This window comes from Deferrisoma palaeochoriense (assembly GCF_054656955.1).
In genome coordinates this window covers 1-16047 of sequence record NZ_BAAHXI010000009.1, presented here as the reverse complement: position 1 = coordinate 16047, position 16047 = coordinate 1, and the positions used below count along the sequence as shown (strand labels likewise).

The following is a 16047-nucleotide window of genomic DNA, read 5'->3' as shown; positions in this document are numbered from 1 at the left end:
CGGGAGTGCTGGAATCGACAAAGGTTTTTGCGTCCCGGCGTCCCAGCCACCCGACGTCCCAGCGGGAAGTTTCGTGGAATCTCCCGCATGCCGCGGGACGGCCTGTTCGCAAGAACAACGCTTTCGGCCACAGGGTGAATCGCCGCGGCCTGGGCCAAGGGACCGGAGACCGCCGACCGTCGACCGAGGACCGAAGTGACTTGGAAAACCACGGAGGGCATGGAGGACACGGAGGGAGGGCGAGGGCGGTGGGGCGGACGGGAGTGTTGGAATCGCCAAAGATTTCTGCCTCCCAGCGTCCCGGCCTCCTAGCCTCCAGCCTTCTAGCCTTCTAGCCGCCCATCCTCACCTTGGCCCGGCCCATGAGGAGGGAGCCCATCACCGGTACGATGCCCAGGGTCACCAGGGTGCTCACCAGCAGCCCGCCGATCACGGCGATGCCCAGGGGGTTCCACATCTCGTGGCCGGTCTGGCGCGACAGGGCCATGGGCAGCATGCCGAATGCCGTGGTGAAGGTGGTCATCAACACGGGCCGGAGCCGGGTGCGCCCGGCCCGCAGGAGGGCCTCCTTGAGTTCCAGGCCCCGGGCCCGCAGTTGGATCGCGTAGTCGATGAGCACGATGGCGTTGTTGACCACGATCCCCACCAGCATGATGATCCCGATGAAGCTCATGAGCGACAGCGGGGTCCCGGTGGCCGCGAGCCCCAGGAACGCTCCGGTCAGGGCGAAGGGCACCGAGAAGAAGATCACGAACGGGATCACCAGGCTCTCGAACTGGGCCGCCATCACCATGAACACGAGGATCATCCCCAGGGCCAGCAGCTGGAGGAGGTCCCGGAACGCGTCGGCCTTCTCCTTGACGTCCCCGCCGAACCGCACGGTGATCCCCTCGGGCAGATCGAGGCCGGCCAGGATCTTCTCCACGTCGGCCGTGACCTCGCCGAGGCTCCGGCCCACCACGTCGGCCGACACCGAGATCAGGCGCTGCTGGTTCTTCCGGTCGATCTGCAGGGGGATCTCCCCCTCCTCGATCCGGGCCACGTCCCTCAAGCGCACCATCCGCCCGGTGATGGTCTTGAGCCGCAGGTCCTCGAGCTCGGAGCGCCCGGCCCGGTCCTCGGGCCGGAGGCGCACCGTGATGTCGTAGTCGTCGCCGGCGTCCCGGAACTGGGTGTACTCGGTGCCGAACACGGCCGTCCGCACGTCCCGGGCCACCGCGGCGAGCGGCAGGCCCAGCCGGCCCGCCTTCTCCCGGTCCACCTCCACGAGCCACTCGGTCTTCGAGGGCTTGAGCGACCAGGCCGCGTCCCGCACCCCCGGCACCTCCTTTACGCGGTCGAGGATCTCTCCGGCGGCGCCCCGCAGCCGGTCCCAGTCGTTCCCCAGGACCTCGATCACCAGGGGTTTCGCGCCGCCGCCGAAGAAGATCTTCTGGGCCGCCCCCACGGTGCGCACGCTCAGCTTCTCGATGTCGGGGATCTCCCGGTAGCGCCGCCGCAGGGCCTCGGCGATCTCGGTCACGGAGCGCTGGCGGTCGGCCTTGTCCACCAGCTTCGCCCCGATGCGCACGACGTGGTTCCCCTCCTCGAACCCCACGGCCGTGGCGATGCCCTGGCGGCTCTGGCCGGTGAGGGCGTAGAGGGCCCGCACCTCGGGCACCTCCTCGTAGAAGATCTTCATGAGCCGCTCGACGACCCGGGTGGCCTCCTCGATCCGCACGTCCACCGGGAGTTCCGCGTTCACCTCGATCTCGCCGGTGTCGGTCTGGGGCATAAACTCCGAGCCCGTGTGCCGGGCGGCCGCGAACCCCCCGGCGAGCACCGCGGCGGCGAGCACCAGGGTCACGGCCCGGTGCCGGAGCATCCAGCCGAGCACCGCGCCGTACAGGCGCTCGAGCCCGGCCAGCACCGCCTCGCTGCCCCGGAACAGGGCCCCGAGCACGCCCCGGTAGGCCGCCTGGGGTTTCAGGAGCTTGCTCGCGGCCATGGGGGTGAGGGTGAGGCTCACCAAAAGGCTCGCCAGGAGGGTCAGGGTCACCAGGAACCCGAGCTGCTTGAACAGAATTCCGGCGATTCCCCCCAGGAACACCAGGGGCAGGAACACCGCGATGGTGGTCAGGGTGGAGGCCGAAACGGCCAGACCCACCTCGTTCGCCCCGTCCACGGCCGCCGTGGCCGGGCTCGGGGCGCCCTCCTCGATGTGCCGGGTGATGTTCTCCAGTACCACGATGGCGTTGTCCACCACCATGCCGATGGCGATGGTGAGGCTCATGATGCTGATCAGGTTCAGGGTGAACCCGAAGAGGTACATGGCGAAAAACGTCACGATCATCGAGAACGGGATGGTGAGCGCCACCACCAGGCTCGGCCGGAGCCGCCGCAGGAACACGAAGGTGACCACGATCACCAGAAGCCCGCCCAGGTAGAGGCTGGACTTCAGGTTGTTCACCATGTTCTCGATGTCCTCGGCCGAGTCCATGATCGTGCCGAGCTTCACGTCGGCCGGGAGGTTGCGCTCGATCTCCGGAAGCCGGCGCCGGATCTCCCGCACCACGTTCACGGTGTTGGCGCCCGACTGCTTCTGGATCATCAGGAGGATGCCGGTTCGGCCGTTGGTGTAGATCTCCTCGTACTTCTCCTTGAAGTCGTCGGCCACCCGGGCCACCTCCCCCAGGTGCACCACCCGGCCCTGGCGCACGGCCACCGGCACGGCGGCCAGCTCCCGGGGCGACCGGAACCGGCCCGGCACCCGCACGGGCACGGCGCGCTTGCCGATCTTGACCTCCCCGGCGGGCATGTCGAGGTTCTCCCGCTCCAGGGCCTGGCCCAGGTCGTCCAGGGAGAGCCCGTAGGCCGCGAGCCGGTCGTTGTCCACCTCGACCCGGATCTCCCGCTCGAGCCCGCCCCGGATGATCACGGCGCCCACGCCGGGGATGCGCTTCAGCACCGTGGCGATCTGCTTGTCCACGATCTGGTAGAGGGCCCGGTACGACTCGGTGGCCTCCACCGACAGGAACAGGATCGGGAAGTTGGCCGACGAGAACTTGAACAGGAGGGGGTTCTCGATGTCCTTGGGCAGGTAGAACTTGGCGATGTCGAGCTTTTCGCGCACGTCGTTGGCGGCCTCGCCCAGGTCCGAGCCCCATTTGAACGTGCAGGTCACCACCGACAGGCTGTCCTTGGAGATCGAGGTGATCCGGTCCAGGTTCGACACGATGCTGAGCCGGTCCTCGATCACCTTGGTGACGTTCGATTCCACGTCCCGGGCGTTGGCCCCCGGGTAGTAGGTGATGACCGAGATGGCCGGAGGGTCGATCCGGGGCAGGAGGTCGATGTCGAGCCGGGGCAGGCTCCACAGCCCGAAGAGAAGGAGGGCCAGGAGGCCCATGAGGACGGCCACAGGCCGCCGGACCGAAAGGGACGGCAGGCTCATGGCGCTACTCCCCCAACCGCTCGGTCACCCGCACCGGGGCGCCGGTGCGCACCACGCCCTCCCCCCGGACCACCACGTCCTCCCCCGGTTCGAGGCCCGAGCGCACCTCCACCCGCTCCCCCAGGGCGAGGCCGGGTTCCACGTCCCGGCGCTCGGCCTTGCCCTCCGGGGTCACGACGTACACGAACCACACCCCGCTTCCCGGGATCTTTCGCAGGGCGTCCCGCGGCACGGTGACGCCCTGGTGGCTTCCCACCTCGATCCGGGCCCTGGCGAACATGCCGGGCCGGAGCGGGGTGCCCCGGGCGGGCAGGACGATCTCCACGTCGCCGGTGTGGGTCACGGGATCGAGCCGGGGAAGCACCCGGGACACCTTGGCCTCGAACCACCGGTCCCCCAGGGCGTCCACGGCCACCCGGGCCCCCTGGCCCCGCCGCACCCGGGGCACGTCGGCCTCGGCCACGTGGGCCCTGAGCTTGAGCCGGTGGAGCCGGGCCACGGTGAGCACGGGCCGGCCTCCCACCGTGTCGCCCGGGTCCACGCGGCGGGCGGTCACCGTGCCGTCCCAGGGAGCCGACACCACGTGGTACGAGAGCCGGAGCTCGAGTTCCTCCAGGCTCTTGGCCAGGGCGGCCCGCTCGGCATCCAGGGCGGCCCGCTCGGCCCGGGCCACCTTGAGTTCCGCCTCCACGTGGTCGAGCTGCTGGCGGGGGCTCACCCCCCGTTCGAACAGGGTGCGAAACCGTTCGGCGTCGGTCTCCAGGAGTCCGATCCGGGCGTCCAGGGCCCGGGCCTTGGCGTCCAGCGCGTCGATCCGGGCCTTCACCCCCTCGATCTGGGTGCGCACGAGCTCGTCGTCGAGGCGGACGAGCACCTGGCCCTTTCGAACCCGGTCCCCCTCGTCCACGGTCACCTCGGTCACCGTGACCCCGGCCACCCGGGGCACGAGGTCGGCCGTCTCAAAGGCCTCGAGGGTGCCGGTGCCCTCCACGGTCTCCACGATCCGCTCGGCCCGGGCCGGGGCCACGGCCACCGGCACCGCCTCCTGGGCCGCGGCGGACGCCGCCACCAGCCCCACCGCCAGTACCACGCCCGCGATGCGCTTCATCGGCTCATCCCTCCCCACACCAGCCGGGCCACCAGGGCCGGCCGGCCGGACAGTCGGTCGGTTCGGTCGGCGTTGAGGTCGTGCTCCACGAGCCCCCAGAGCGTGCTCAGGAAAAACACGGCCGCGTCCTCGCCCGTGATCCCCGGCCCCAAGCGGTCGGCGTGCCCCTCCAGGAACCCGGCGACCCGGTCCCGGTGGGCCTGGATGCGGTCCCACAGGGCCGCGCCGATCACCTGCCGGAACGCCACCCGGCTCCCGAGGGTCTCCTGGGCCACGGCCCGGCACACGAGGGGTTCGGCCACCACCCGCTCCACGGCCGCCCGGGCGTAGGCCTCCAGGGCGTCGGGCAGCCGGGCCGCGGGGTCCGAGAGCACCTTCTCGGTGGCCTCGAACACCCCGGTCAGGAACCGGTCCACCATGGCCCGGAACAGATCCTCCTTGCTGGGGAAGTGCTTGTACAGCGTGCCCACGCCCATGCCGGCCTCCCGGGCGATCTCGGCCATCTGGGCGCCGGAAAACCCCCTTTCGGCGAACCGGCGGGCCGCCACCGCCAGGATCCGCTCCCGGGTCTCATCCAGGGTGCTCATGGGGATGCCTCCGTTCGAATGAAGATTCGAACGGAGATTCTGGGCCGGGGTGGCGCCGAAGTCAAGGGGCTTGCGGTGGGGCGGGAGGGGGCGAAGCGATCCCGAGGGCGTTCGGGGGCGGCCACCGTACCAGGGGCCAGAAGACAGAAGACAGAGGACAGGGGTTTGCTGACTATCCTGGGTAAGCCCCCGGCTCTGCCGGGGGACTCCCAGAGTTTGACAGTTCCCGGAGTATGCCGTTGTTCATTGCCCGTCGGCTCCACTCCCCGGGGATTCCGGTTCGGCTGGGGTCCATATTGCTGGGGGCAAGCGAGATGTTTGGGTTCAAAGGGTTTTGACTTTCCGGTTGCGATCAAGCCCCTTCGAGAGGCCAGCAACCGCAAGCCCCCGGCTTTGCCAGGGGTACCTGACATCTGTCCTCTGAATTCTGACCCCCGGTACGGCAGCCGCTCCCGCATGAGATGACACGGAAATCCCGAAGGGGTTCAGCCGCCGAGTGCCCCCGCGGACCCTACATCGAACCCGAGGCATTGGTTTGCCGCAACGAGATCCGCACCGTGGGCGGGTCCACCCGCACCGCCGAGACCCCGGGCGGGGTTTCGACGTTCTGGGGCCCGATCTGGAAGGTGCGGCGGCCGAGGCGGGCCAGCACGGCGTCCACCCGCACCTTCACCGCGTCCGGGGTGAGTCGCTCCACGGCCCGGCGCTTGCCCTGCACGACCACGGTCACCTCGGGCGGGGTCACGGATTCGAGTTCGTAGCCGGCGGGGAGGTTTTCGAACAGCACGGCAACCTTTCGCTCCGCCTCCACGATCTCGCCCCCCGGCCCGATGGCGGTCCAGGACACGAGGGCGAGCACCACGGCGGCCAGGGCAAACGGCCATTCCCGGCGGGCGCGGGCCCGCCACCGGTGGAGCTCGGGCCCCGGGCCCATCTCGGCAAAGAACTCCCGCAACACCCCGGCGAGTTCCTGGGGCCCGGCCAGGGTGCGAAGCTCCCCGTTTCGTGCCACGGACACCGTGCCCTTCTCCTCCGAAACCGCGACCACCAGGGCGTCGGAGCGCTCCGCCAGGCCCAGGGCCGCGGCGTGGCGGGTGCCGAACTCCCGGAGCCGCTCCGACTCCGCCGAGAGCGGCAGCCGGACGGCGTAGCGCTCCACCCGGTTGCCCCGGAGGATCACCGCTCCGTCGTGGCCGGGGGAGTGGGGATCGAACAGGCTGAGGAGCAGAGGTTCCGAGAGGACGGCGTCGAGATCGATCCCGCCGGTCAGGTGCCGGCCCAGGGGCTCCCGGCCCGGGAGCACGATCAGTGCGCCGGTGCTGGTCTGGGCGAGGCGGCCCACCGCGCGCACGAGGCTTTGGACGACGGGATCGGTGGGGTGGGCGGCCTTGCGGCGGGGGAGGCCCCAGGAGCCGAGGCGATCGAGGAGCCGCCGCAGGTCCGACTGGAACACGACCACCACGAGCACGAGGAACGCGGCCGACACCACCTGGAACAGGCGGGCCGTGAGGAGAAGCCCCAGCGCGTTCGCCCCGAGGTACACGGCCCAGAGCACCACGAGGCCCACGAAGGCCGAGATGGCCCGGGTCTGGCGGAGCCAGGCCAGGACCCCCCAGTAGAGGAACGACGCGAGGAGGATGTCGAGGACATCCCTCCACCCGATCACGAGGTCAGCGCTCATGGCCGTGGCATCTCCGCGGCAAGCGTGGTCAGCGGTTTACGGTTGGCGGCCCCCCGTTTCGCTCCCCGGCGGCCCCGGCGCTTCCCCCGATCGGGGGTCCGCGGGGGCCGGAGCCTCCCGGAGCGCGGGCTTCCCCTCGGCGGCGTGGTCAAAATACCGGCGGGTGGGGTACGCGAAGTCGATCCGCGGTTCGGCGGCAAAGGCCTCCAGAATGGCCTCCCAGAGGGCCTGCTCGGTTCCGCGCCGGCGCCGCGGCTCGCAAAGGTACCGGATCGTGAGCAGCACGCCGCTGTCGCGGACCGCCGTGTACACCGTGGGCGTAAGGGCCCCGTACCGGATCATGTAGCGCCGGGCCGCGGCCCGCAGCTTTTCCTGGGCCGCCGAGCCCAGTTGCCCGGCGTGGGTGCGGGCGATCTCGAGGAGGATCTCCTTGGCCCGCCTCCAGTCGCTTTCGAAGGTCACGAGCACGGGCAGTTCGTTCCAGATGTACCGGAACCCCTTATCGTAGTTGGCCACGGCCTCGCTGAACACCCTCCCGTTCGGGACGTGGACGATCCGGCCCGTGCTCTGGTCGGCCTCCACCCATCCCCCGATCTCCAGGAGGGTGAACTGGAAGATCCGGATATCGATCACGTCGCCCGCGACCGCGCCGATCTGGATCCGGTCGCCCACCTCGAAGGGCCTGCGCCACACGAGAAACAGCCACCCGGCCAGGTTCACCAAGAGGTCGCGCAGGGCGATGGCCACGCCGGCCGACAGAAGGCCGAGCACCGTGGCGACCGACTGGAACCCCCGGATCCAGATGCGGCCCACGAGCAGCACCCCCAGGGCGGCAGCCGCATAGGCGGTCCCCTTTCGCCAGTGGTAGAGCTTGTCGGGGTCGTCCACGCGCCGGTCCACGAGGCGCAGCACCGTCCGGCGCAGGGCCCAGAGCCCCAGGACCACGCCGGCGGTCACGGCGAGGTCCCACGCCACGCCGGGGGGCAGGGGAAGCGCCTCGAAAACCGAACGCAGCCGTTCGACCATGGGGGAGTTCACTCCCCCTCGGCCCGGAGCCAGGCGATGCCGTACGGCGGAAGCTCCAAACGCAGCGTTCCGTCGCGCACCTCGGCGCGGGTCCCGGAAAGGAGGTCCGTCCAGCACGTTGGGGGTTCACCCAGCTTCTCGGCGGGAACCTCCAGGGCGAGGGGCCGCGCCACCACACTCGTCACCGCCAGGAGTCTCCGTCCCGATGTTGGGGCGCGGCGCAGCACGGCGAACACCTCCTCGCCGAGGTCCAGGACCTCCTGGGAGGCGTTGGGGTGGAACTCCGGCGCCGAGGTCCTCGCCTCCAGGAGCCGCCGGAACCCGGCGAGAACCTGGTGCTGCCGGGTCGTGGGGTCCCGGAACCACCGCTCCAGCACCCCGTGGTAGATCTCTTTGCGGTTGATGGCCCGCGGTTCGGCCCCCCGGGCGATGGCCTTGGAATCGTTCTTCGCGCCGAAAAGGCTCGGCAGGTAGATCCCCGGCACCCCCCGCAGCGCTAAGGCCACCGACCGGCTGGCGAGATACCGGGCCACCTGGAGGTCCCGGGACTCCCCGCCGCGATCCCGGTTGAGGGCGCTCCACCAGGTGATGTTGAGCTCGTAGGGGCTGAGGGCGCCGTCTTCCGCCTGGCGCTGGGAGACGAGTCCGCCGTGCTCCCGGCAGCGCTCCACGAGAAACCCGATCTCCTCGTCCGGCAGGATGCCCCTAGCCCCGAGAAGGCCGATGCCGTCGTGGGACGAGAGGAAGTTGAGATAGTTGGCCGTGTCGGAGGGGTACTCGAGCCCCGCCGCCCAGCGGGTGAGGTGGCGGCTCGTGCCGCGCAGGAAGGCGTGGAGGACCAGGGGCGGCAGGGCGAAGTTGTAGACGAGCTGGGCCTGGTCCGTGCCGTCGCCGAAGTAGCGCACGTTCTCGGCGTGGGGCACGTTGGTCTCGGTGATCAGGGCCACCTCGGGCGCCACCACGTCGAGGGCGGCCCGGAGGAACTTCACGAGGGCGTGGGTCTGGGGCAGGTTGGCGCAGGAGGTGCCGATGGCCTTCCACACGTAGGTCACCGCGTCGAGCCGGACGAGCTCCGCCCCGTGGACCAGGTAGTTGAGGAGGATCTCCAGCACCCGGAAGAGCACCAGCTCGTTTCGGAAATTGAGGTCCACCTGGTCGCGGCTGAACGTGGTCCACACCCAGCGCGTGCCGTGGATCGTGGGAAACGCGCTCAGGAGCGGGGTGGGCCGGGGGCGGAGAACCTTGCGGAGTTCCGCCGGCGGGATCGCGTCGGGCCGGGAGAACGCGATGAACATCGCGTCGTACCCGGGCCTGCCGTTCAGGAACCGCTGGAACCACCGGCTCTTGGCCGACACGTGGTTGAACACCCCGTCGAACATGAGCCGGAAGTCACCGGCCAGGGCTTCCACGTCCTCCCAGGTGCCCAGCCGGGGGTCCACCTGGTCGTAATCCAGAATCGAGAAGCCCCGGTCCGACGAGTACGGGAAGAACGGCAGGATGTGAACCGTGTTCACGAGACCCCGCAGGTGCTCCGTCAGGAATTGGCGCAGGGCCTCCAGCGGGCGGAGCTTCCGGTTGATGAGGAGATCTCCGTAGGTGATCAGGATCACGTCCCGCTGGTCGAACCGGGTTTCCGGCCGGAACCCGTGCACCGCCTCCTGGGCCTCGGGGGTTCGGTGGGCGAAATACACCCGTAAAATCCGCGTGACCTCGGGCATGGCGGTCCGGGCGCGCCTGGGGCCGTAGAGAAAGGCGAGGAGGTCCTCCAGGCGCCGTTTTTGCCCGGGCGTCAGATCCAGGAGGGGGCGGGTGTAGTCGGGCTCCGGAAGGTGGAGGAGCGTTCGCGGCCGCGGCATGGTCAGGTCGGTCTCGGCACTCGCGGTAGGGGGGATTGTCGCCGGTAGGATAGCACGCCCAGCGGCGGGGGCGTACCGCTCCGCGGGCGCGCGAGCCAAAAAAGAGGCCCCGCTTTCGGCGGGGCCTCTTCGTGGAATCGGTGAATCAGCCAGGGGACTACGCGGTCCCCTCGATGATGCGCAGTTGGGGCGCCTCCGGGTCTTCGGAGGTCCAGACCTTCTCCTCGGACTCCTCGGAGGCCACGAACCGAGACACCTCCCGGATCCGGACCTCGCCCAGATCGAGCTCTTCCTGCAGATACCGGAGCACCTCGGCGGGGCTCGTGTTGCCGCAGGTGAACACGTCCAGGGCCACGAGGCCGTCGTCGGCGTAGCTGTGGGCCGACACGTGGCTCTCGTCGAGGAGCACCATGGCGGTGAACCCCGGCGGGGAGTTGTGGCCGAAATGATAGCGCACCTGGGAGATCACGTTGGCGCCGGCCCGGGTGGCGGCCCGGGCCATGGCCTCGAGGAACCTCTTGTCGTCGAGGCACACCTCCCGGCTCACGTTCCAGCAATCGACGAGAAGATGGCGGCCCTTGCCCTGGTTCATGGCGCGACCCTCCGTGCTTGGGGCCCCGTGGGGGCAACGAGGTGCGGTGGAAAGCCGCGCCATTATAGGGATGGGGCCGGCGGTGTAAAGAAAAAAACGAAAGGCCTGAGCCCCCGGACCGAGCCGGACGGAAAACCCTAAAACTCCAGTCGGTTGCGGCAAGGTTCCCCGGGCCTCCCGGAACCCGGGCGGCGCCCGGGGCCCGGGGGTGGCGGCCGTTGTCGGTTCCGGCGCCCTGTGTTAGGTTTCGCCGGTTCCAATCCTGCGCTTGCCGCACCGGAGGGAGGAGGGTCGCCGTGCGCTGGGTCGTGTTGGTCCTGTTCGCGTATCTCCTGGGGTCGGTGCCCACGGGTCTCGTGCTCGCCAAGGCCTTCGGATTGGGGGATCCCCGCCGGGCCGGGTCGGGGAACATCGGGGCCACGAACGTCGGCCGGACCCTGGGCAAGAAGTGGGGCGTGGTGACGCTCGTGGGCGACGCCCTCAAGGGGTTCATCCCCACGGCCCTGGCGCTGGGAGCGTTTGGCTCCCCCTGGGCCGTGGTCACGGTGGGGTTCGCCGCCTATCTCGGGCACCTCTTCCCCCTGTACCTCGGATTCCAGGGCGGGAAGGGCGTTGCCACCGGCCTCGGCGTGTTCCTGGCCTTGGCGCCGGGGAGCGTGGTGTGGGCGGCGTTCGTGTTCGCCGTGCTCGTGTGGCGGTTTCGTTGGGTGAGTTTGGGAAGCTTAGGGGCGGCCGCGGCCCTGCCGCTGATCCTGGCCTACGCCGACCACCCCCTGTCGGTGGTCGTCCTCGGGCTCGCGGTGGGGGCGCTCACGTTCTGGAAGCACCGGGACAATATCGAGCGGCTCCTCGACGGCACCGAGCACCGCCTGGGGCAGCCGGGATGAGCGCCGGGGATCTGCGCCGGTTGCCGGCGGTGGAACGGGTGCTCCAGCACCCCCGGGTCAAGGCCGCCGTGGAGGCGGGGGAGGTGCCGAGGCCGGTGGCGACCGATGCCGCACGGGAGGTGCTTGCCGCGGTGCGCGAGGAGGTGCGGGCGGGCCGGGGCGACGTCCCGGACCTCGACGCGGTGGCGAACCGGGTTCTCGACCGGGCCCGGGAGCGCACGGCGGCCCGGCTCGTGCCGGTGATCAACGCGACGGGGGTGGTGCTCCACACGAACCTCGGGCGGGCTTCTCTGGCCCTCGAGGCCCGGCGGGCCCTCGAGGTCGCCGCCGGGTACTGCAACGTGGAGTTCCGGCTCGCCACGGGCGAGCGGGGCCACCGCCACGAGGTGGTGGAGGCGCTCCTCCGGGAACTCACCGGGGCCGAGGCCGCCTGCGTGGTCAACAACAACGCCGCCGCCGTGCTCCTGGGGCTCGCCGCCCTCGCACGGGGTCGCGAGGTGGTGGTGAGCCGGGGCGAACTCGTGGAGATCGGGGGCTCGTTCCGGATCCCCGAGGTGATGGAGCAGAGCGGGGCGGTGCTCAGGGAGGTGGGCACCACCAACAAGACCCATCTCCGGGACTACGAGCGGGCCATCGGGCCCGAAACCGCCCTGCTGCTCAAGGTGCACACGTCCAACTACCGGATCCTGGGGTTCACGGCCTCGGTCCCCGCGGCCGAGCTCGTGGGCCTGGCGCGCCGCAACGGGCTCGCGGTGATGGAGGACCTGGGGAGCGGGTGCCTGGTGGACCTCGCGCGCGCCGGCATCGAGCCCGAGCCCACGGTGGGGGAGGCGTTGGCCGCCGGGGTCGATCTCGTCACTTTCTCCGGCGACAAGCTCCTCGGGGGACCCCAGGCCGGCATCCTGGTGGGGCGGCGCGAAGCCGTGGAGGCCTGCGCCCGGCACCCCCTGATGCGGGCCCTGCGGCCCGACAAGCTCACCCTGGCCGCCCTGGAGGCGACCCTGGCCCTCTACCGGGATCCGGTGCGGGTGTGGGAGCGGGTGCCGGCGCTCCGGATGCTCTCGGGGCCCGTTTCGGAGTTGGAGTCGCGGGCCGAACACCTGGCCGGAGCGATCCGGGCCCGGCTGGGCGGGGCGGCCGAGGTCCGGGTGGCCGCCGACGTCTCCCGGGTGGGGGGCGGGGCGTTGCCGCTGGCCGAGATTCCCACCCGGGTCGTGGAGATCCGCCCCTCGGACGGGGGAACGGCGGAGCTCGAGGAGCGGCTCCGGAGAGGGCGGCCGCCGGTGGTGGGCCGGGTGCGGGATGGGGCCCTGGTGCTGGACCCCCGCACCGTGGCCCCGGAACAGGAGGAGGCCCTGGTGGAGGCGGTGGCGGAAGCGGCTAGGCGGCTAGGCGGCTAGGCGGCTGGGCGGCTGGGCGGCTGGGCGGCTGGGCGGCTGCCCGGCGCGTGGTTGTTCGGCGCACTGGCTTCCCAGCTTTCCGGCTTTCCAGCCAGAAGAAAGGAGGTCTGCCGTGCAGAAGAAATGGATCGCGTTGGGGGCCGTGGTTCTGGCCGTTCTCCTTTTGTACGGGTGGGTCAAGGGCACCTACAACGGCCTCGTGGCAGCCGAGGAGGCCGTGGCCAAGGCCTGGGCCGACGTGGAGAGCACCTACCAGCGGCGGGCCGACCTGATCCCGAACCTGGTGGAAACGGTCAAGGGCTACGCCACCCACGAGAAGGAGGTCCTAACCCAGGTCACCGAAGCCCGGAGCCGGGTGGGCCAGATCCGCGTGGACGCCCGGGGGCTGGCGCCCGAGGCCATCGAGCGGTTCCAGAAGGCCCAGCAGGGCCTGAGCGGGGCGCTCTCGCGGCTTTTGGCGGTGGCCGAGCGATACCCGGACCTCAAGGCGAACCAGAACTTCCTCGACCTCCAGACCCAGCTCGAAGGCACCGAGAACCGCATCGCCGTGGCCCGCCGGCGGTACAACGAGGCCGCCCGGGCCTACAACACCCGGATCCGGTCGTTCCCGGCGAACCTGTTCGCCCGGGCGTTCGGGTTCGAGCCCAAGCCGTATTTCCAGGCGGAAGAGGGCGCCGAAGCGGCGCCCAAGGTGAAGTTCTGACGTGGTCGCCGGTCGCCGGTCCCCGGTCTTCAGTCGGTGGGGGATGCCCGGGGCGGTGTGCGCGCTGGTGCTCCTCGCCTTCGCCCTCGCCGCGGCCGGCCTCGAGGTGCCCCCGCGGCCCCTGGGGAGGGTGAGCGATTTCGCGGGGCTTCTGAAGCCCCAGGAGCGGGCCCGGATCGAGGCGAGGCTCGCGGAGATCGAGCGGACCACGTCCAACCAGTTCGCGGTCGCCATCTTCCCGAGCCTCGAGGGGGAGGACCTGGAGGACTTCTCCATCCGGCTCGCCGAGGCCTGGAAGATCGGCCAGAAGGGCCGGGACAACGGGGTGATCCTCCTCGTGTTCCTCGAGGAGCGCAAGGTGCGCATCGAGGTGGGCTACGGCCTGGAGGGGGCGATCCCGGACGTCCTGGCCGGCCGGATCATCCGCGAGGTGCTGGCCCCCCGGTTCCGGCAGGGCGACTACGCCGGCGGCATCCTGGCCGCCGTGGACGCCCTGGACCGGGCGAGCCGGGGGGAGTTCACGCCGGCGGCCAAGCCGGAGCGATCCCAACGGGTGCCGCCCTTCGTGGGGGTCCTGCCGTTCGTTCTTTTTGCGATCTTCTTCCTCTCGGCCGTGGCCCGGTCCCGTTCGACCCACATCGGGGGGCGGCGGGTGAGGCGGGGCGGGTTCTGGTGGTTCGGGCCGGGCGGCGGGTTCGGGGGGGGCGGCTTTGGCGGGGGCGGCGGGTTCGGTGGCGGGGGGGGAGGTTTCGGGGGCGGCGGCGCGAGCGGAGGGTGGTGAGCCATGGCCGAGCGGAAGAAAAGGCCCGCGGCCTTTTTGACCCCGGAGGAGCGCGCGGCGGTGGAGGAAGCCATCGCCGAGGCCGAGGGGACCACCAGCGGGGAGATCCGGGTGGTGATTTCCCGGAGCGCCAAGGGCGACCCCCTCGAGGCGGCCCGAAAGGCGTTCGTCCGGCTCGGGATGCACCGGACCCGGGAGCGGAACGGGGTTATCATCCATCTCGCCACAGCCGACCGGAAGTTCGCGATTTACGGCGACGAGGGCGTCCACCGGATCGTCGGGCAGGAAGGGTGGGAGCGGATCCGCGACGGCATGGCCGAGCGGTTCGCCCGGGGTGCGTTCGGCGAGGGCCTCGTCTACGCCGTGCGGGAGGTGGGAAAGGTGCTGGCCCGGCACTTCCCCTGGCGCCCCGACGACGTGAACGAGCTCCCGGACGAGGTCGTCGAGGAGGATTGACCCCCGGCGGCGGGAGGAACCACGGAGGGAGCGGTTTCGTGTGGCCCCGAGGAAGGGCTTGCTCTGGACAAAGTGGGTCACGGGCCCTGGAGGCTCTTGGTGTATACCTGGGCCATCGCCCTAAGACCGCCGGCCTGAAACGGGGGGCTAGAGAACGCCGAACCCTTCCCCATTCCCGATTCCCCACCCCCCACGGAGGCGTCCCATGGCAACCCACGAAATTCTGAAGTTCCAGTTCGAGGACGTGCTCGACCCCAAGACCCGGGAACTGTGCGCCCTGGCCGCCGCGGCGGCCGGCGGATGCGCCCACTGAACCCAGATGCACTTCGCGGGCGCGAAGAAACAAGGGGCGACCGAGGCGGAGATCCGGCAGGTGCTGGCCATGGCCATGATGGTGGGGGCGGCCCGGGTGCGGAACTTTGTGACGGAAACCCTGGGGGTGGGGCTCAAACCGGGGGAGCCGGGGGAATGACCCCAGCGATTCCGCTCGCCGCGATCCTGGCCGGGGGGAAATCCCGCCGCATGGGCCGGGACAAGGCCCCCATGGAGTTTCTGGGAGTCCCGCTGATCGAACGGGTCTGGCGGGTGGCGACGGCGGTGGCCCAGAAGGTGATCGTGGTGGGCGGAGCGGGGTACCTGGCCGACAAGGGCGTGCCCACCGTGCCCGACCGATTTCCCGGGGCGAGCGCCCTGGGGGGCGTCGCCACGGCGCTGGGCTGGGCCCGGGAGGAGCTGGGGCCGGGGACCTGGGTGCTCTGCCTCGCGTGCGACCTCCCACTCGTCCGGCCGGAACTCCTCTCGCTCCTCTGGGATCTGCGAGACGAGGCGCAGGTGGTGGTGCCCCGGGTCGAGGCCGGGTACGAGCCCCTGGTGGCCCTTTACCGGGAGGACGGCTTGGGGGTCTTGGAGGAGCAGATCCGGGGTGGGGATCTGAGCATCCTCCGGGCGTTTCCCCGTTTGCGCACCGTGGAGGTGGGGGAGGAGGTCCTGCGCCGGGCCGACCCGGAGTTGCGCTCGTTCCTGAACCTGAACCGGCCCGAGGACGTGGAAAAGGCCCTGCGGTTGGCTACGCGGATCGGCGGTGCCGGTGCCAGTGGTCCAGGTACCTCTCCCCCTGGCGGCGCCAGTCGGCAATCCGCCGGGTGAGGAACCGGAGAATGGGGGGGAGGGGGTTGCGTCTCAACCAACGACTCCGCAGCATGGTAGACCGTCCGTCGCCGTCGCGATGGTGGTTTGCGGAACCTTTAAAATGCAGGGATCGTGCCCGCGCCTTCCATCCGCAATGGCAAGAATAGGGTAATCCGTTTCCCAAAGAGGGAAAAGTCCCGGAGCACCCACCCGCCGGAGGGCGGGGTTCGGGGTGCAGGGTTCGGTCACTCCTCGGGGGCCGGAGGGGGCGATGCCGCGGCCGGGCCGTAAGGCCCGCAGGAACGCCGGTCGCGGCTTGGAAGCTCCCCAGGGCCCCTTCGGGGCCCCCCCTACGCAGGACAGTACCGTCCGAGTCAGGGTTTAGGGTGGGAGCGGCGTCCACGCCGCC

The 16047-nt window shown here is 70.6% G+C and carries 14 protein-coding genes; 7 read left to right on the top strand and 7 right to left on the bottom strand.

Features of this window, described 5'->3' with window-relative positions; genetic code table 11:
• Positions 1 to 331: 331 nt before the first annotated feature.
• The 7 genes from ACYQ8L_RS04110 to speD form a co-directional block, all read right to left on the bottom strand.
• Positions 332 to 3433, bottom strand: coding sequence for an efflux RND transporter permease subunit (locus ACYQ8L_RS04110; protein ID WP_459940504.1), 3102 nt, complete (start codon positions 3431 to 3433; stop codon positions 332 to 334).
• 4 nt (positions 3434 to 3437) lie between these two features.
• Complete coding sequence (locus ACYQ8L_RS04105) at positions 3438 to 4541, bottom strand: efflux RND transporter periplasmic adaptor subunit (RefSeq protein WP_459940503.1); 1104 nt, start codon at positions 4539 to 4541, stop codon at positions 3438 to 3440.
• Complete coding sequence (locus ACYQ8L_RS04100) at positions 4538 to 5128, bottom strand: TetR/AcrR family transcriptional regulator (protein WP_459940502.1); 591 nt, start codon at positions 5126 to 5128, stop codon at positions 4538 to 4540. Before ACYQ8L_RS04100 ends, ACYQ8L_RS04105 begins: the two co-directional genes overlap by 4 nt.
• Before the next feature lie 511 nt (positions 5129 to 5639).
• Complete coding sequence (locus ACYQ8L_RS04095; RefSeq protein ID WP_459940501.1) at positions 5640 to 6809, bottom strand: diadenylate cyclase; 1170 nt, start codon at positions 6807 to 6809, stop codon at positions 5640 to 5642.
• 36 nt (positions 6810 to 6845) lie between these two features.
• On the bottom strand, positions 6846 to 7835 hold the full coding sequence (locus tag ACYQ8L_RS04090) for a mechanosensitive ion channel family protein (RefSeq protein WP_459940500.1): 990 nt from the start codon (positions 7833 to 7835) through the stop codon (positions 6846 to 6848).
• An 8-nt stretch (positions 7836 to 7843) separates the two neighbouring features.
• Complete coding sequence (locus ACYQ8L_RS04085) at positions 7844 to 9691, bottom strand: alpha-amylase family glycosyl hydrolase (RefSeq protein WP_459940499.1); 1848 nt, start codon at positions 9689 to 9691, stop codon at positions 7844 to 7846.
• 157 nt (positions 9692 to 9848) lie between these two features.
• Positions 9849 to 10283 carry an adenosylmethionine decarboxylase gene (gene speD / locus ACYQ8L_RS04080; protein WP_459940498.1) on the bottom strand — a complete coding sequence of 145 codons (435 nt, stop codon included), beginning with the start codon at positions 10281 to 10283 and terminating at the stop codon, positions 9849 to 9851.
• A gap of 296 nt (positions 10284 to 10579) precedes the next feature.
• Between speD and plsY the strand changes: the two genes are divergently transcribed.
• The 7 genes from plsY to mobA all read left to right on the top strand — a co-directional run bounded on the left by plsY (position 10580) and on the right by mobA (position 15656).
• A complete protein-coding gene (plsY, locus tag ACYQ8L_RS04075) occupies positions 10580 to 11170 on the top strand; it encodes a glycerol-3-phosphate 1-O-acyltransferase PlsY (protein ID WP_459940497.1) in 591 nt (196 codons plus the stop codon).
• A complete protein-coding gene (gene selA, locus ACYQ8L_RS04070; RefSeq protein ID WP_459940496.1) occupies positions 11167 to 12570 on the top strand; it encodes an L-seryl-tRNA(Sec) selenium transferase in 1404 nt (467 codons plus the stop codon). Before plsY ends, selA begins: the two co-directional genes overlap by 4 nt.
• A gap of 112 nt (positions 12571 to 12682) precedes the next feature.
• Entirely contained in the window at positions 12683 to 13273 is a 591-nt protein-coding gene (locus tag ACYQ8L_RS04065) for a LemA family protein (protein WP_459940495.1), read from the top strand.
• A gap of 43 nt (positions 13274 to 13316) precedes the next feature.
• Positions 13317 to 14054 carry a TPM domain-containing protein gene (locus ACYQ8L_RS04060; protein WP_459940494.1) on the top strand — a complete coding sequence of 246 codons (738 nt, stop codon included), beginning with the start codon at positions 13317 to 13319 and terminating at the stop codon, positions 14052 to 14054.
• 3 nt (positions 14055 to 14057) lie between these two features.
• On the top strand, positions 14058 to 14510 hold the full coding sequence (locus ACYQ8L_RS04055; RefSeq protein WP_459940493.1) for a TPM domain-containing protein: 453 nt from the start codon (positions 14058 to 14060) through the stop codon (positions 14508 to 14510).
• A gap of 205 nt (positions 14511 to 14715) precedes the next feature.
• Positions 14716 to 14982, top strand: a complete 267-nt coding sequence (locus tag ACYQ8L_RS04050) for a carboxymuconolactone decarboxylase family protein (protein ID WP_459940492.1) — start codon at positions 14716 to 14718, stop codon at positions 14980 to 14982.
• Positions 14979 to 15656 carry a molybdenum cofactor guanylyltransferase gene (gene mobA / locus ACYQ8L_RS04045; RefSeq protein WP_459940491.1) on the top strand — a complete coding sequence of 226 codons (678 nt, stop codon included), beginning with the start codon at positions 14979 to 14981 and terminating at the stop codon, positions 15654 to 15656. The genes ACYQ8L_RS04050 and mobA overlap by 4 nt, the downstream gene beginning before the upstream one ends.
• Positions 15657 to 16047 lie beyond the last annotated feature (391 nt).

Excerpts from the sequence above, each read along its gene's own strand:
- ACYQ8L_RS04110 (WP_459940504.1), bottom strand. The coding sequence starts at position 3,433 with ATGAGCCTGCCGTCCCTTTCGGTCCGGCGGCCTGTGGCCGTCCTCATG.
- ACYQ8L_RS04105 (WP_459940503.1), bottom strand. The coding sequence starts at position 4,541 with ATGAAGCGCATCGCGGGCGTGGTACTGGCGGTGGGGCTGGTGGCGGCG.
- ACYQ8L_RS04100 (WP_459940502.1), bottom strand. The coding sequence starts at position 5,128 with ATGAGCACCCTGGATGAGACCCGGGAGCGGATCCTGGCGGTGGCGGCC.
- ACYQ8L_RS04095 (WP_459940501.1), bottom strand. The coding sequence starts at position 6,809 with ATGAGCGCTGACCTCGTGATCGGGTGGAGGGATGTCCTCGACATCCTC.
- ACYQ8L_RS04090 (WP_459940500.1), bottom strand. The coding sequence starts at position 7,835 with ATGGTCGAACGGCTGCGTTCGGTTTTCGAGGCGCTTCCCCTGCCCCCC.
- ACYQ8L_RS04085 (WP_459940499.1), bottom strand. The coding sequence starts at position 9,691 with ATGCCGCGGCCGCGAACGCTCCTCCACCTTCCGGAGCCCGACTACACC.
- speD (WP_459940498.1), bottom strand. The coding sequence starts at position 10,283 with ATGAACCAGGGCAAGGGCCGCCATCTTCTCGTCGATTGCTGGAACGTG.
- selA (WP_459940496.1), top strand. The coding sequence starts at position 11,167 with ATGAGCGCCGGGGATCTGCGCCGGTTGCCGGCGGTGGAACGGGTGCTC.
- ACYQ8L_RS04060 (WP_459940494.1), top strand. The coding sequence starts at position 13,317 with ATGCCCGGGGCGGTGTGCGCGCTGGTGCTCCTCGCCTTCGCCCTCGCC.
- ACYQ8L_RS04055 (WP_459940493.1), top strand. The coding sequence starts at position 14,058 with ATGGCCGAGCGGAAGAAAAGGCCCGCGGCCTTTTTGACCCCGGAGGAG.
- mobA (WP_459940491.1), top strand. The coding sequence starts at position 14,979 with ATGACCCCAGCGATTCCGCTCGCCGCGATCCTGGCCGGGGGGAAATCC.